Genomic DNA, 15,011 nt, shown 5'->3' with positions numbered 1-15,011 from the left:
GTTTTGCGCCGTTGTTGCAACTACTGGGAAAAATAGCGCGACATTTTACCCTCTGAGTGCTCCGCTGGCTAGCTTTTGCACGTCATAAGCGCGAATTTACTCGGTTCGGGCGGTTGCTTTGGCCGGGAAATCCACCAGGGCGACCTGCCGTTGAGTAGTCTGGTTAAAGAAGGCATCGGCCATCGCCTGACTATTGTTTTTGGCCTGGCGCTGTATGCTAGTTCGAATCTCCGCCCTATAATGGCTCATTAATTCAATCGTATATTGATATAGGGCATAATCTAGCGGGTTGCGATAGGTTACAGTCATCCTTTCCATCAGAGGGGCACTCGTCGCAGGGGCCGAGGCCGACATTAGACTGGCGGCGGTGAATAGGCTGGCTATCAGTAACTTTTTCATAGGACACTCCATGACACTCAGCATTGTTGGTTTAGCTGTTTTGCAAGTTAGCTGTGAATTGAGAGTGTAAAGGCCTCATCTGAGTTACGCGCCGTGCCTTTGTAACTGAGTGTGAGCAGTTGCCAGCCTGGTAACATTTATATACGCAATCCGCCGATGTGACATATTTGGTAATAAGAAGTAGGGAGTCGAACTCAAGGTGAGTCAGAACCAGCGCAAGACCTTAGTAAAAGATGTTGTCGTGTTAGGCGGCGGTATGGTGGGGGCGGCGACCGCCCTCGGGTTAGCGCAGCTTGGCCTGTCGGTGGCGGTGGTTGAGGCCTATGCGCCTAAGGCCTATGACGGTGAGCAGGCATTGGATCTTAGGGTGTCGGCCATCAGCGTGGCCTCAGAGCAGTTGCTCGAGCGCCTAGGCGCCTTGTCGGCCCTCGGTGAGATGCGCCAGGTGGCCTACAAGGGGCTGGAAACCTGGGAAATCGATGGCTGCATTACCCAGTTTCACAGCGACCAGATAGGTGCCACTCACCTTGGGCATATCGTCGAGAACCGCCTGGTGCAGCTGGCGCTGTGGCAGCAATTTGAGCACCATGACAACCTTAGCCTGCTCTGCCCGGCCAAGGTGAGTCAGTTTACCCGTGTCGACGATGGCATTCGTCTAGCTCTGGACGATGGCAGTGAGATAGAGACACGTCTGTTGGTGGGCGCCGATGGCGCTAACTCTCAGGTGCGTCAGTGGGCTGGGATCGGCATGACGGGGTGGGATTACGCCCAGTCGGCCATGCTGATCAATATCGCCACCGAGCAGGAAGAGCAGGATGTCACCTGGCAGCAGTTTACCCCTAAGGGGCCGCGCTCCCTGTTGCCGCTGCCGGGTAAGCATGCCTCCTTGGTGTGGTACGATGATGCCAGTCGTATCGCTCAGCTACAAAGCCTGAGTAATCAGGCGCTGTATGAGCAGATAGATGCCCACTTCCCTAAACGCCTGGCCCGTGAGTTCAAGGTGCTCTCTAAGGGAAGCTTCAAGCTGACCCGTCGCCATGCCCAGCGCTACTTTGACGAACACCTGGTGATCCTGGGCGACGCTGCCCATACCATCAACCCGCTGGCCGGCCAGGGCGTCAACCTGGGCTTTAAGGATGTCAGCGCCCTGATAGACACCTTCGCCGATGCCATCGCTAACCATAAATGCTGGTGGGATAACGAGGTGCTCAAGAGCTATCAGGCTAAGCGTTATACAGACAATCAGTTGATGATGACCACCATGGATCTCTTCTACGCCGGCTTTAGTAACGAGCTCTTGCCGTTGAAACTGCTTAGAAACGGCGCCCTCAAGCTGGCTAATATCGATGGGCCCATCAAACAGAAGGTACTCAAATACGCCATGGGGCTCTAAGCATCATGGCGTAGACCTCCCGCCCCGGATAAATTTGTTGCCGACTCGATTGAGTGCTAAAATGCCGCGTTTTTTATTGGCACTTGCGAACGGACAAGGGTGAAATGAGCAATATAAAGCTTATCGTAGGCTTGGCTAATCCAGGCGACAAATATGAGCGAACTCGGCACAACGCAGGTGCGTGGTATGTCAACGAGCTGGCACGGGTTTGTGGTGTCAGCCTGGTGGCCGATAGCAAATACTTTGGCCTGACCGCCAGGGCGACCCTGTATGGTAAAGATGTACGCCTGTTGATCCCAACGACCTTTATGAACCTCAGTGGTAAGTCGGTGGGAGCATTGGCAAACTTCTTTCGTATCGCCCCCGATGAGATCTTAGTGGCTCACGACGAGCTGGATATGCCACCAGGCGTGGCTAAGTTTAAGTTGGGCGGGGGGCATGGTGGCCATAATGGCCTGAAAGATATCATCGCCAAGCTCGGTAACGACAAAGGTTTCTATCGCCTGCGTATCGGCATAGGGCATCCTGGCGACAAGAGCATGGTCAGCAACTATGTGCTGGGCAAGGCGCCGCAGACAGAGCAAGGCCTCATCGAAGAGGTGATTGACGAGGCGGTGCGTGCCACCGAGGTGCTCTTTAAGGATGATATGAGTAAGGCGATGCACAGGTTGCACTCTTACAAGGCCGGCTAAGCCGATAACTCGGCAGTGAACAGCTTCATTATCGCTTAGGCGATAAGATTAATTGAATAAAGGTAATAATATGGGTTTTAAATGTGGCATCGTCGGCCTACCAAACGTAGGTAAATCGACTCTGTTCAACGCCTTGACCAAGGCGGGTATCGAAGCGTCAAACTTCCCGTTTTGTACGATCGAGCCTAACACGGGTGTGGTACCTGTGCCGGATCCACGTTTGGAGGCCCTGGCGGAAATCGTTAAGCCTGAACGTGTACTGCCAACCACCATGGAGTTCGTCGACATCGCCGGCCTAGTGGCGGGCGCTTCGAAAGGTGAAGGCCTGGGCAACAAGTTCCTGGCGAACATCCGTGAAACCGACGCTATCGGTCATGTGGTGCGCTGCTTCGAAGATGAGAATATTGTACACGTGGCCAACAAGGTATCGCCTGCAAGCGACATCGAGGTGATCAACACTGAACTTGCGCTGGCCGACCTGGACTCTTGTGAGCGCGCCATCGTGCGTCAGCAAAAGCGTGCTAAGGGCGGCGATAAGGACGCTAAGTTCGAGGTGAGCGTACTTGAGAAGATGCGCCCCGTGCTGGACGAAGGTCACATGCTGCGTTCTATGGATCTCAGCAAAGAGGAGCTGGCGGCGGTTAACTACCTTAACTTCCTGACCCTTAAGCCGACCATGTATATCGCTAACGTTGCTGAAGATGGTTTCGAGAATAACCCGCATCTGGACGCGGTACGTGAAATCGCCACCAGAGAAAATGCGGTTGTGGTTGCTGTTTGTGCGGCGATCGAATCTGAACTGGCCGAGATGGATGCCGAAGATCGTGACGAGTTCATGGCCGACCTGGGTCTGGAAGAGCCTGGTCTAGACCGTGTGATCCGCGCCGGTTACCAGCTGCTGGATCTGCACACTTACTTTACCGCCGGTGTGAAAGAGGTTCGTGCCTGGACAGTACCTGTGGGAGCCTGTGCGCCGCAAGCGGCTGGCGTGATCCACACCGACTTCGAACGTGGCTTCATTCGTGCCCAGGTGATGTCTTATGATGACTTCATCGCCTATAAGGGTGAGGCGGGTGCCAAAGAAGCGGGTAAACTGCGCGTCGAAGGTAAGACCTATGTGGTTAAAGATGGCGATGTGATGCATTTCCTCTTCAACGTTTAGTGGTTGACGCCGTTCTTGGCGGCGAAAACCAATAAACGCTTAAGCGGCTCGATACTCATTATCGGGCCTTTTTGCTTTCTGCAGCGGCTGAAAAAAGGCGTTAATTGCGGGTTTTTAGGGGCGAATTGCATAAGGCCTGTTCACTTTGGTGAGTTTATAGGCGAACGGCTAAGATAGTTTAAATTAGCGAAAAAAAGCTGTTGACCTGCCTACGCTGAATAAGCATAATACGCCCCGTTCCTCAGCAAGAGGGGCGCTAAATTACGATGGCTATGTAGCTCAGCTGGTTAGAGCACAGCACTCATAATGCTGGGGTCGCAGGTTCAAGTCCCGCCATAGCTACCATCCTTTCAAGATGCAAAACTGAACGAGTAGCAGGGCAGTGTCCCGATTTCAAAGGCTACCATCTCTTCAAGATGTAAAAATAGAAGCAAGTGCGGGAGTGGTGGAATTGGTAGACACGCCAGATTTAGGTTCTGGTGCCGCAAGGTGTGAGAGTTCAAGTCTCTCCTCCCGTACCATTTATTTTTGATTAGAGGTTGTCTACCTTTAGTCTTAAGCAAGAAAATTGGGGTATCGCCAAGCGGTAAGGCACCGGGTTTTGATCTCGGCATTCCTAGGTTCGAATCCTAGTACCCCAGCCATTTTCTCTTGCTTACTTTGATTCTTGGGGTATCGCCAAGCGGTAAGGCACCGGGTTTTGATCTCGGCATTCCTAGGTTCGAATCCTAGTACCCCAGCCATTTATCAGTAAGATAAATGTGGCTATGTAGCTCAGCTGGTTAGAGCACAGCACTCATAATGCTGGGGTCGCAGGTTCAAGTCCCGCCATAGCTACCATCTTATTCAAGGTAAATCCGCCGTTATCGGCGCCATCTGCTCGAGATGTTAAATTAGAGATTTGCTAGTTAGTTGAATGCTGAGTTGTTAAAGCTTAACCTTCAGACATATGACTAGAACTATCCTTGTCAGGATATAAAACATAGATGCAGTGCGGGAGTGGTGGAATTGGTAGACACGCCAGATTTAGGTTCTGGTGCCGCAAGGTGTGAGAGTTCAAGTCTCTCCTCCCGTACCATTATTTAGGCTTGCAGGTATCGCCTGTAACCCAAAAAGTTTGTTGGGGTATCGCCAAGCGGTAAGGCACCGGGTTTTGATCTCGGCATTCCTAGGTTCGAATCCTAGTACCCCAGCCATTTTTATCTAGCTTAAGATTTAAAACTAAGCCATCTGATCAGATGTAAAGCGATGCGGGAGTGGTGGAATTGGTAGACACGCCAGATTTAGGTTCTGGTGCCGCAAGGTGTGAGAGTTCAAGTCTCTCCTCCCGTACCATTATAAAATACGAAGAGCCTGTCCAAGTGACAGGCTTTTTTGTATCTGAAGCCTGCTAGTTGTTGGCCGCTTCTTAGAGATTCGATACCAATTTATTTAAAAGAGTAGTTAATCAATGATTACTCAGCGCTTTATTGGAGCGTTCATTAAATTGAGATCGACGTCGGTATTTTCAGTAGCTAATCGATTTGTTGTCCGAGTTTAGCGCTTCTTTAGTTATATTCGCCAATAGTGCTCTCTGCGCTTCCTATTTTATTCATCCCTTCATAAAGTGTCTTGTCAATAAAGAAGATAGGGGCGATCTACGCATGTTAATCGTACGAAGTGCCTAGATGATACTGATGAGGAGTAAGTGAATGAGATCTGGGAGCACAAACAATATCAGACGTGTTTAAAATGCTTGTTATGTGTTTTGCTGTGCGCCCTTCGCAAGAAGTCTTTTTATCTTTGAGTCATGACATGGGGGCAGTGTCGGATATTGGGTACTTCTTCGAGATCAATTGTAATGGTTTGCTGGTGGGATAAGTGCTGAGCGGTAATAAATCCTAATGTTTGGTAACAAATCATCCTTTTGTTAACTTTTGTTAGCCGTTTTAGTGCTAACAATCACGCTTTTTCTGTTGCGGTCAACATTTTTATAACCAATATGTTTGGGGTTGTTAACCTGTATTGGTTGGGTTGTTAACAATTTCACCTTTGTTTGTGCAGTATTTCTCGTTGAGTAATTTGTTCTAAAATGCAATCGAGACGGTCACACTTTAATTGCACTCGGTTAGTTACATTTCGCTTGCCCCAATAAAGAGGGCTAAATAAAAAGTGAGTGGAACAGATGATGAAACGAGTCAATATAAAAGTTACTGCTTTAGCAGCATTCATCGGACTGGCCTTAACGGGCTGTGGTGGCGATGATGGCGCGCCAGGCGCAGACGGTGCTAATGGCACTGACGGTAAAGATGGTAAGCCTGGTTTAACTGTGGCGACCTCTGCAACCGACCTAGCAGTGAATGTCGATAAGGTATTGGTCGCCAGTGACAGTGAAGTGACCTTTACGGTTACTAATGAGAAAGACTTACCCGTTGTTGGCCTAGAGCACTTTGGCTTTATTTTATCTGGCCTAGAACAAGGTCAAAATGGTGATGCCAATAGCTGGAAGCTACTTAGCTCTGAGTCTTGCCCTGGCAGCAAGTATGCTAAATGTGGCACATTAACCGACAACCAAGATGGCACTTATACTTATAAGTTCCTAAAGGATGTGACTACAGAAACAGCCTTTAGTGTGACAGATGACAAGACACTACGTCTCATTGTCACAACGGGTGGCGATACACTGGGTGGAAAAACCTTAGCCTATGCCAACAAAAGCCATGATTTTCGTAATAATGGCGAAGCACCGCTTTACACTAAGAGTGTGATCAACAATCAAAACTGTACTGGTTGTCACGATGACTTCACCATTCATGGTGGTCACTACAAAGAAGTGGAAACTTGTATCTCTTGCCACACAGACAATAAAGTTAGCAGTGCCTCTAAAGTCTTTCCTATGCTTGCCCATGATAAGCATATTGGTGTGATTTCTGCGCCTGTAGGTGGTTGTGATAACTGTCACTCCGAAAATGAGCAGGCTGTCGATTACACTAACTGGAAGACAGTACCGACCCAAGAAACCTGTATTACCTGTCATACCGATGTGAACTTCAAAGAGGGCGTTAACCACTGGCCATATGAAGATAATGCTCAGTGTGCAAACTGCCATACGCCAGAAGTTGTTGAGACAGTGCATTTAGCGACCTATAAGGGACAGACCTCTCGTCGTGAAAATGTGCATCTGACTGTGACCGATGCCAAAATGGTGGCAGTACCTCAAGCTCAGAAAAACATTGATTCTGGTTTAGATACGGCTAAAACCGGTTATGTACAGCTTACCGTTGATATTCTCGACAAAGATGGTAAGTCGATGAATAAGCAACTAGATAAAGTCGACTTCTTCTATTACTCAGAGTTCTACATCAACTGGGGTGGTCAAGATATGGGAATGGAGCGTGGTAAAATCCTACGCGTATTCACCAATAAGGAGAACTTCCCTGGCTATGTAGAAGATCCTATCGTACTGAGCTATGAGAACGGTAAGACGACCTATGAGATAGGTCCTTTTGAGCTAGAAGATGAGTTCGAAGGTAGCCTAACTGATAGCTATGGTATGGTCACGCCGCGTATCTGGTTCTGTATGGATAAGAAGGGGGAAAACCTCGAGTCTTGTAAGGAAACATCGAGTGTTTGGGGCCAAGGTGCCGCAGGCTTCAACTGGTTACACTTCTTTGATGATAAAGGCCTTATCCCTGAAAGACCTCGCCGTCAAATCGTTACCAACGAGAAGTGTGGTTCATGCCATGGTATGACGACTCGCGATAGCGATGGCATGGCTCAAATGACACTGAACTGTCGTAGCTGTCATGCTGTCACTAAGAATGATCCAGCATACTTCGGTACTACCTGTGCATCGGGCTCAGTGGATAACGATGGTGACGGTATTCTAGATGAGATGATTAAGCTGAAAAGCTTGTCTCCTCGTGGTGAGCGTGACTGGACAACTGCATCAAATGCCGGTGAAGAGTGCTTAGCTTGTCACAATGCGAATAACCCACCGACTCAGGTAGTACGTGACTCTCATACTAAGCAAGGTGATGCTGACTATGTTGAGCAGTTAACTATGAGCCACCCTGATCAGAAAGTATGGATTCACGCTATGCATGCAAACAACCGTGCAAACCAAGGTGGTGAAGGCTGGAAGCGTAATGTTGAGTATTCAGCTGATCTTGCTAACTGTGTGAAGTGTCACGAAGGTGATAGCTTTGATGCCAAGTACTTAGTGGGTCGTAAGCCATTGGCGCTGGATCTTGATTATATGGATACCTATGACGGTCTAGACCCTGCAAATGGTAAAGATACCAGCGGCAACAAGCGTTACGCGGTGGATGCTAAAGCTGATGCCTATGTATCACCAACCGCTGCAGTTTGCTTAAGCTGTCATGGTAAACGTGCCGCCGAAGAGGGTGAAGATCGCCGTCAAGTGCGTAAAGATGTTGTGAGTCATATGAAACAAAATGGAGCACAGTTCGGTGTGGAGCTAGGTCAGTACACAGGCGAAGAGTCATGTGCAGTGTGTCATGATTTAAATAACCTAAAGGAATCACATAACCTGAAATAAAGTTTTCATCCTGCAATATTTTTGGCCCTAGCTTTTTGCTAGGGTCTTTTTTTACGGGGATCACAAATATTAACAAAGCGTCAATTGTTTAATTGGAACTCAGCATTATGTCAGATTTAGGATTAATAAAGTGCCGTAGAATACTGCTCGGGGGCTGCTAAAAGTAGTAGGGGTTAGGTTGTGAAGATTACTGAATTTCTAATTATTGATTTAGATGCCAGAGAGTTAGTCGATACTAGGTTATCGACTCGCTGCGCATTATCACTGTCTGAGCTAGAAGTACTAAAAAACTTAGTCGAGCACGTAGGTGAAGTTGTTAGTAAAGAGACTTTAAATGCCGTTGGTTGGCCAGGCAGAGTGGTCGCGCCTTCATCATTGACTCAGTGTATGAGTAGCCTAAGGAAAAAGCTGCATAGCCATACAGATGTCGAGATAAAAAATATCCCTCGCTACGGGTATAGCTTGTGCATTACTGAGACGGTAGAAACTGGATCTCCTGCGGTGGCAGCTAATGTAGGCACGCTAAGCTGTCAGGAAACTCCTGACAGAAGATCAACGACAGCGATTTCAATTCAGAGTGAAAGTGAACTTAAGTCAACCAAGCTGAGATTTTATCGTAATACAGTATTGAGTATTGTTATTGTGTTAATTGCAGGGCTGCATTTTTCAGGTGGATTAAAAGCCACCGTTAATTACCTTTCTTTGCTTACTGAACCTGATGTAGCTTCGATTACTGCAAAGCCTTTCTCATTGGCGCGAAACGAATCGTTGTTATACACAGTGCAATTAGATGACCAAGCAGAAAGTATTACCACCCAAGGTGTGATTGATAATTGGTTTAACTATGACAGTATTTTTAAAAATGCCAGCGAAAAACAGTTGTTTGCTTTTGAAAATGGTCGTTATGAATCTGTGGCGTTATGTAACCAATTTAATGGTCGTTGCACTGACAAACAGCCACTTAATTTAGTCAGATCTGTGGGTGACGTTACTCCACCTCTTGATATTCAATGGTTAGCGGATACTAAGCTCAGAATGGAGCAAGTGACCTATAACAACATCCTCTTAGATAAATTTGCACCAGCAGATAAAAGCGTGGTTGAAGACGTCTATCGAGCCGATGTTTACTACTACTCTGACAGTAAGAATATAGTTCGTGCAGATGTTCGCTTATCAATGATATTTGATTCTGCAAACCGAGGTAAGTTGGTTGCAGCAGCATGTATTACCGATGACATGCTTAAAGAGATCTCTATTCGTTATCAATTTAGTGGTGACTTTAAATTGACGCAAAGTGAAGTAGATGGCAAAGCTGTTCGCACTTTCCTTGTGGATGTAGATGATAGTTCCTTCACCAGTCCACAACAGATCTCGAAAGAGTCTGCGACTATATACCGCGAGATCCGCAAACATGTACTGCAGAATGAGCGAATGGTGTTGAGGCAACTTCATCAAGATGATGATAGCGGTGTATGGATGCTACCCTTGTGGGGGGAGACTATGGTATGGGCTCATAGGGAGCAAGTGTCACTCTAATGAAAAGAGAATTGGATTGGAGATGACACAAAAAAGCCACTCATAAGAGTGGCTTTTTTCGTCAAGCATGAAGCTTGTGATTAGTGCTTAAACATCGCAGAGATAGACTCTTCGTTGCTTACGCGGCGAATAGCTTCTGCCATGACGCTAGACATGGTCAGCTGAGTCACCTTGTCCAGTGCCGCCATCTCTTCGCTTAGCGGGATGGTGTCGGTCACGATAACTTCGTCGATCACAGACTCGGCGATGTTCTTAGGTGCATTGCCAGAGAATACTGGGTGAGTCGCATAGGCGAATACGCGGTTAGCACCGTGCTCTTTGAGGGCTTCGGCAGCCTTACACAGAGTACCGCCAGTGTCGATCATGTCGTCGACTATGATGCAGTCGCGGCCTTGAACGTCACCAATGATGTGCATCACCTGGGCAACGTTTGCCTGTGGGCGACGCTTGTCGATGATAGCCAGATCTGAGTCGTCCAGTAGCTTGGCTACGGCGCGGGCACGTACGACACCGCCGATATCGGGTGAAACCACGACAGGGTTGTCCAGTTCCTTACCCAGCATGTCTTCCAGCAGCACTGGGCTACCGAATACGTTGTCTACAGGTACATCGAAGAAGCCCTGGATCTGCTCGGCGTGCAGGTCACAGGTCAGTACGCGGTCAACACCTACGCTTGACAGGAAGTCGGCGACAACCTTAGCGGTAATAGGCACACGGGCACTGCGTACACGACGGTCTTGGCGAGCGTAACCGAAGTAAGGAATAACCGCAGTAATACGGCCAGCAGATGCGCGACGTAACGCGTCTACCATAACGATAAGTTCCATCAGGTTATCGTTAGTAGGTGCACAAGTAGATTGAATGATAAATACATCCGCCCCACGTACATTTTCGTTAATCTGGACACTGATTTCACCGTCACTGAAAACGCCAACCTCAGCGTCTCCGAGTTTACAAAATAGGCGATCTGCTATCTTCTTGGCGAGACTGGGGGTTGCGTTACCAGCAAATAGTTTAATGTCAGGCACTGTATGGACCTCAGGCGTATGCTTCATTGTAATGGTCGGGATAATAACCGCTTATCCCGCATGAACTTAGCGCTGCGCTAACCGCAACGCCAATGGTGATTTATTTGTCCCCTTGGCGATGAAACCGCACAAATCTGCCGGCAATTGGGCAAAAACTTGTTCTGCCTGCTGGCGCGTGTCGAAGATACCGAATACACATGCTCCGGTTCCCGTCATTCTGGACGGCGCATATTCTATCAGCCACGCCAATGCTTTGGCAACTTGGGGGTATTGCTGGGCGACACGAGCCTGGCAGTCGTTATGCCAGTCACTGCTCATTAAATCATCCATCGACAGCTTAGGAGTGTTCCGTGGCAGCAGAGGATCGTTAAACACCTCAGCGGTGGAAACGTGTACATCTGGTGTCAGGATGAGGTACCAGTTTTCCGGTGCCTCGACCGGGATCAACTTCTCGCCGACTCCTTCGGCAAATGCCGCCAAACCATTAATAAAAACAGGGACATCAGCGCCGAGAGCTAGACCAATTTTAGCCAGTTCATCCTGCGACAGTTGAGTATTCCAAAGATGATTCAATGCGACCAGTGTGGTCGCCGCATCGGATGAGCCGCCGCCTATGCCGCCGCCCATTGGTAGTTTTTTATCCAACCAGATTTCGGCGCCCTGGTGGGTGCCGGTATAGTCCTGCAAGGATTTTGCAGCTTTTAGAATTAAGTTATCGCTATTTGCAACAACAGCTTCCATCTCTGAATGCAGGGTAAGGCTACCGCTGTCATTGATGGCAAAATCCAGGCTGTCACAGTAGTCGATGAACTGGAACAGGGTCTGCAGCTCATGGTAGCCATCGGCGCGGCGGCCGTTGACGTGGAGAAACAGGTTGAGCTTAGCCGGTGCCGGCCAGGCGGTGGATCTATTGCTTGTCATTTCTCTATTCCGGTTGTGATGCTCTGATGGGCGTCGGTGTCAGCGCCTGCCATTGGCTTACCTGCAATTTTAAGCGTATCTCGTCACGTTGCAGCTGTAGCTGTCTCGGTAGCTCGGCGCCGCTTTGGGTTTGCCAACTGCTGAAGCTAACGTGCCAGGGACTCTTGCCTGTGTGATTGAGTACTTCCTTGGGGCGCCCTAGCTGATCCACCGCGACCACTTCATCCTGGGGGGAGATCTGCCCTGTGATCCACAGGGGCAGGGTGTCGACCGGAATTGACCAGCCGGTGAGGCGCCTGAGCAGCTCTTCGGCATCTGTGTCCTGATACACCTTGTCTTCGATCTCCAGGCTTGCCTGGCTGGGGGTCTTGTTGAGGCTCATCACTGTGGTGCCCAGCATAGTGGTTAGGGTCAGCTCGTCATTGGTTTGGGTGTGGAACCAGTAGAGGTTAGTGCTGAATTTGTCGTCTGGGGTGCGCACCGCCAACTTGCCCTGGAGTTCCCAAGCCTTTGCCTGGTTAGCGCTTTTTACCTGCATGGGGGCATAGTCGATCGGTTTATGGGAGGCACAGCCGGCGAGGGTTATTAGGAGTAAGGCTGTAATGCTTGCCGATATTTTTGTGAAGTAGTTCAAATTATTCATCTATGACTAAAAGACTTGCGCATATCATACGAGGGCTGCCTACAAATACCAATGGCTAAGGGGCAAAATTCCTGCCAGCCTAGGCTAGGGTTAGCAATGGCTAATTTTATCTCGGGAGTAAGGGCTTGATTTTAAGCCTTAGGTTTAATAGAAAAAAGTTGTGACAAGCCAGATTATTATTCGGTTTTGTTAAGCGTATTCTGTTTTTAGTCGACTCAATTGCGTAGAATGACTGCCATTAAGTGAGATGATTCGGGCCAGCGTGCCGGTAGTCAATGAACTCGCAAGATTAACAGACCCTAGAGACCAGAAAGAGTCAGATGAGCCTTGTAGCAATCGGTATTAATCATAAAACAGCCACTGTAGACCTACGAGAAAAGGTAGCGTTTGCGCCTGATAAAATTCATGAAGCGATGAAGAGTCTTGCCAGTCGGACTAAGACGGGGGAGGCGGTGATCGTCTCAACCTGTAACCGCACCGAGCTCTATTGCAACACGGGTGACGAGGCGGATGTGATCAGCTGGCTGGAGTCTTATCATCAGTTATCCCACGAAGATGTATTGCCTTGCCTGTACAAGTATCAGGGACAGCAGGTAGTACAGCATCTTATGCGTGTCTCATCGGGACTCGACTCGCTGATTCTGGGCGAGCCGCAGATCTTAGGTCAGGTGAAGCAATCTTTTGTGAAGGCCAAAGAGGCCGGCACGGTTGCGGTGACCATGGACAGGCTGTTCCAAAATACCTTCTCGGTGGCCAAGAAGGTGCGTACCGAGACAGAGATCGGCGCCGCCGCCGTATCGGTTGCCTTTGCCGCCGTGAGCATGGCCAAACATATTTTCTCGGCGCTGAGCGCCACTAAGGTGCTGTTGATCGGCGCAGGTGAGACCATTGAGCTGGTGGCACGCCACCTGAAAGACAATGGTGTCGACTCCATGATAGTCGCTAACCGTACCATTTCTCGCGCCGAAGCCATGTGCGAAGAGTTCGGTGCCACAGCAATTACGCTCGAACAGATACCAGATTTTCTCCCTAAGGCCGATATCGTGATATCCTCTACCGCCAGCCCATTACCTATACTGGGTAAAGGCATGGTAGAAAAAGCGCTTAAGCAGCGTCGTCATCAACCTATGTTATTGGTTGATATAGCAGTTCCTAGAGATATCGAGGCCGAAGTTGCCGATCTGGACGATGCCTTCTTATACACGGTTGACGATCTGCAAAGCATTATTGAACAGAATATGGCCTCCCGACGTGAGGCTGCCGAGCAAGCTGAATTAATTGTTGAAGAGGAATCTCATCAATTCATGGAATGGATTCGATCGTTAGAATCGGTCGACAGCATTCGTGAATACCGAAGCCAGAGTATGGCAATCAAAGATGAGTTGGTGGAGCGAGCCATCAATAAGTTGGCCCAGGGTGGTGATAGCGAGCAGCTAATACTGGAACTGGCGAACAAGTTGACCAATAAGTTGATCCACGCTCCGACCCAGGCGCTCACTCAGGCGAGCCGCCGCGGTGACCTCAACAGCCTAGGACAATTAAGATCAGCGCTCGGACTAGATAAAGACTAAGGTTAGCGTTGAAATGAAGGACAGTGTTATTCGCAAGCTCGAAGGCTTGCTGGAGCGTAATGAAGAGGTTTTGGCGCTGCTGAGTGATGCGGAAATCATCGCCGATCAGGAGCGTTTTCGCGCTCTGTCCAAAGAGTATTCCCAACTCGAAGAGGTGGTAAAGAGCTTCAAGGCCTACCGCCAGGCGGAAGATGATCTTGCCTCGGCGCAGGAGATGCTCGCCGAAGATGACGCCGATCTGAAAGAGATGGCGCAAGAAGAGATTAAAGAAGCCAAGGCTACCCTCGAAGCCCTAGAAGGTGAGCTGCAGATCCTGCTGTTGCCTAAAGATCCAAAAGATGACAATAACGCCTTCATCGAGATCCGTGCCGGTGCCGGTGGCGACGAGGCGGCGATCTTTGCCGGTGACCTGTTCCGCATGTACAGCCGCTACTGCGAGGCTAACCGCTGGCAGATGGAGATCATGAACGCCAACGAAGGCGAACATGGTGGCTTCAAAGAGATCATCGTTAAAGTCTCTGGTGATGGCGTCTATGGCAAGCTCAAGTTCGAGTCGGGCGGTCACCGTGTACAGCGTGTGCCTGAAACCGAGTCCCAAGGGCGGGTGCACACCTCGGCCTGTACCGTGGTGGTGATGCCTGAGATCCCAGAAGCCGAAGCGATTGAGATCAATCCTGCCGACCTTAAGGTCGATACCTTCCGCGCCTCGGGCGCAGGTGGTCAGCACGTTAACAAGACAGATTCTGCTATCCGTATTACCCATATTCCTTCAGGCATAGTGGTGGAGTGTCAGGATCAACGCTCGCAGCATAAAAACCGCGCCCAGGCCATGAGTGTCTTGGCCGCCCGCATTCAGGCGGTGGAAGATGAGAAGCGTCGCAGCGAAGAGGAATCGACACGTCGCAACCTGGTGGCCAGTGGTGATCGCTCGGAGCGTGTGCGTACCTATAACTTCCCGCAGGGACGTGTGAGCGAGCACAGAATCAACCTGACCCTCTATCGTCTCAACGAGGTGATGGAAGGCGACCTAGATGCCATCCTCGGCCCCTTGATGCAAGAAAACCAAGCCGACATGTTAGCAGCCCTTTCCGAAGGTTAATCTTGCTATCATTGCCGCTAGGTGATT

The 15,011-nt window shown here is 49.4% G+C and carries 11 protein-coding genes and 8 tRNA genes; 15 read left to right on the top strand and 4 right to left on the bottom strand.

Features of this window, described 5'->3' with window-relative positions; all coding sequences use genetic code 11:
• Positions 1 to 96: 96 nt before the first annotated feature.
• Positions 97 to 399, bottom strand: a complete 303-nt coding sequence (locus L1D43_RS12380; RefSeq protein WP_239851929.1) for a hypothetical protein — start codon at positions 397 to 399, stop codon at positions 97 to 99.
• A 199-nt stretch (positions 400 to 598) separates the two neighbouring features.
• Between L1D43_RS12380 and L1D43_RS12375 the strand changes: the two genes are divergently transcribed.
• The 13 genes from L1D43_RS12375 (at position 599) to L1D43_RS12315 (ending at position 9,722) form a co-directional block, all read left to right on the top strand.
• Complete coding sequence (locus L1D43_RS12375; RefSeq protein WP_345773705.1) at positions 599 to 1,792, top strand: FAD-dependent oxidoreductase; 1,194 nt, start codon at positions 599 to 601, stop codon at positions 1,790 to 1,792.
• A gap of 104 nt (positions 1,793 to 1,896) precedes the next feature.
• The gene (gene pth, locus L1D43_RS12370; protein WP_239851926.1) at positions 1,897 to 2,484 is read left to right on the top strand and encodes an aminoacyl-tRNA hydrolase; all 588 of its coding nucleotides are present in this window, start codon (positions 1,897 to 1,899) and stop codon (positions 2,482 to 2,484) included.
• A gap of 70 nt (positions 2,485 to 2,554) precedes the next feature.
• Positions 2,555 to 3,646, top strand: coding sequence for a redox-regulated ATPase YchF (ychF, locus tag L1D43_RS12365; RefSeq protein WP_239851925.1), 1,092 nt, complete (start codon positions 2,555 to 2,557; stop codon positions 3,644 to 3,646).
• 268 nt (positions 3,647 to 3,914) lie between these two features.
• Positions 3,915 to 3,991: transfer RNA gene (locus L1D43_RS12360), tRNA-Met, on the top strand.
• 91 nt (positions 3,992 to 4,082) lie between these two features.
• Positions 4,083 to 4,167: transfer RNA gene (locus L1D43_RS12355), tRNA-Leu, on the top strand.
• 48 nt (positions 4,168 to 4,215) lie between these two features.
• Positions 4,216 to 4,290, top strand: a tRNA-Gln gene (locus L1D43_RS12350).
• A gap of 24 nt (positions 4,291 to 4,314) precedes the next feature.
• A tRNA-Gln gene (locus L1D43_RS12345) sits at positions 4,315 to 4,389 on the top strand.
• A gap of 20 nt (positions 4,390 to 4,409) precedes the next feature.
• Positions 4,410 to 4,486 (top strand) — tRNA-Met (locus L1D43_RS12340).
• A 153-nt stretch (positions 4,487 to 4,639) separates the two neighbouring features.
• Positions 4,640 to 4,724 (top strand) — tRNA-Leu (locus tag L1D43_RS12335).
• 43 nt (positions 4,725 to 4,767) lie between these two features.
• Positions 4,768 to 4,842, top strand: a tRNA-Gln gene (locus L1D43_RS12330).
• A gap of 54 nt (positions 4,843 to 4,896) precedes the next feature.
• Positions 4,897 to 4,981: transfer RNA gene (locus L1D43_RS12325), tRNA-Leu, on the top strand.
• An 829-nt stretch (positions 4,982 to 5,810) separates the two neighbouring features.
• Entirely contained in the window at positions 5,811 to 8,186 is a 2,376-nt protein-coding gene (locus L1D43_RS12320; protein WP_160798079.1) for a cytochrome c3 family protein, read from the top strand.
• 180 nt (positions 8,187 to 8,366) lie between these two features.
• Positions 8,367 to 9,722 (top strand): winged helix-turn-helix domain-containing protein, encoded by a 1,356-nt coding sequence (locus L1D43_RS12315; RefSeq protein WP_239851923.1) that lies wholly within the window; start codon positions 8,367 to 8,369, stop codon positions 9,720 to 9,722.
• Between the two features lie 80 nt (positions 9,723 to 9,802).
• Here the strand turns inward: L1D43_RS12315 and L1D43_RS12310 are convergent, their stop codons facing one another.
• The 3 genes from L1D43_RS12310 to lolB form a co-directional block, all read right to left on the bottom strand.
• Positions 9,803 to 10,750: a ribose-phosphate pyrophosphokinase gene (locus L1D43_RS12310; protein WP_041509157.1), complete on the bottom strand. Its 948-nt coding sequence runs from the start codon at positions 10,748 to 10,750 to the stop codon at positions 9,803 to 9,805.
• Between the two features lie 66 nt (positions 10,751 to 10,816).
• The gene (gene ispE, locus L1D43_RS12305; protein WP_239851921.1) at positions 10,817 to 11,671 is read right to left on the bottom strand and encodes a 4-(cytidine 5'-diphospho)-2-C-methyl-D-erythritol kinase; all 855 of its coding nucleotides are present in this window, start codon (positions 11,669 to 11,671) and stop codon (positions 10,817 to 10,819) included.
• Between the two features lie 4 nt (positions 11,672 to 11,675).
• Positions 11,676 to 12,314: a lipoprotein insertase outer membrane protein LolB gene (gene lolB, locus L1D43_RS12300; RefSeq protein ID WP_239851919.1), complete on the bottom strand. Its 639-nt coding sequence runs from the start codon at positions 12,312 to 12,314 to the stop codon at positions 11,676 to 11,678.
• A 320-nt stretch (positions 12,315 to 12,634) separates the two neighbouring features.
• Here lolB and hemA point away from each other — a divergent pair, with 320 nt between their 5' ends.
• Both hemA and prfA read left to right on the top strand, forming a co-directional pair.
• Positions 12,635 to 13,885: a glutamyl-tRNA reductase gene (hemA, locus tag L1D43_RS12295; RefSeq protein ID WP_239851918.1), complete on the top strand. Its 1,251-nt coding sequence runs from the start codon at positions 12,635 to 12,637 to the stop codon at positions 13,883 to 13,885.
• A 13-nt stretch (positions 13,886 to 13,898) separates the two neighbouring features.
• Entirely contained in the window at positions 13,899 to 14,984 is a 1,086-nt protein-coding gene (prfA, locus tag L1D43_RS12290; RefSeq protein WP_239851917.1) for a peptide chain release factor 1, read from the top strand.
• Positions 14,985 to 15,011: the final 27 nt, after the last annotated feature.

This window comes from Shewanella sp. Isolate8 (genome assembly GCF_022398495.1).
In the GTDB taxonomy this organism is placed as follows: Bacteria; Pseudomonadota; Gammaproteobacteria; order Enterobacterales; family Shewanellaceae; genus Shewanella; species Shewanella aquimarina.
Note: the sequence above shows the minus strand (reverse complement) of the source record. Positions and strands in the feature narration are given on the sequence as shown.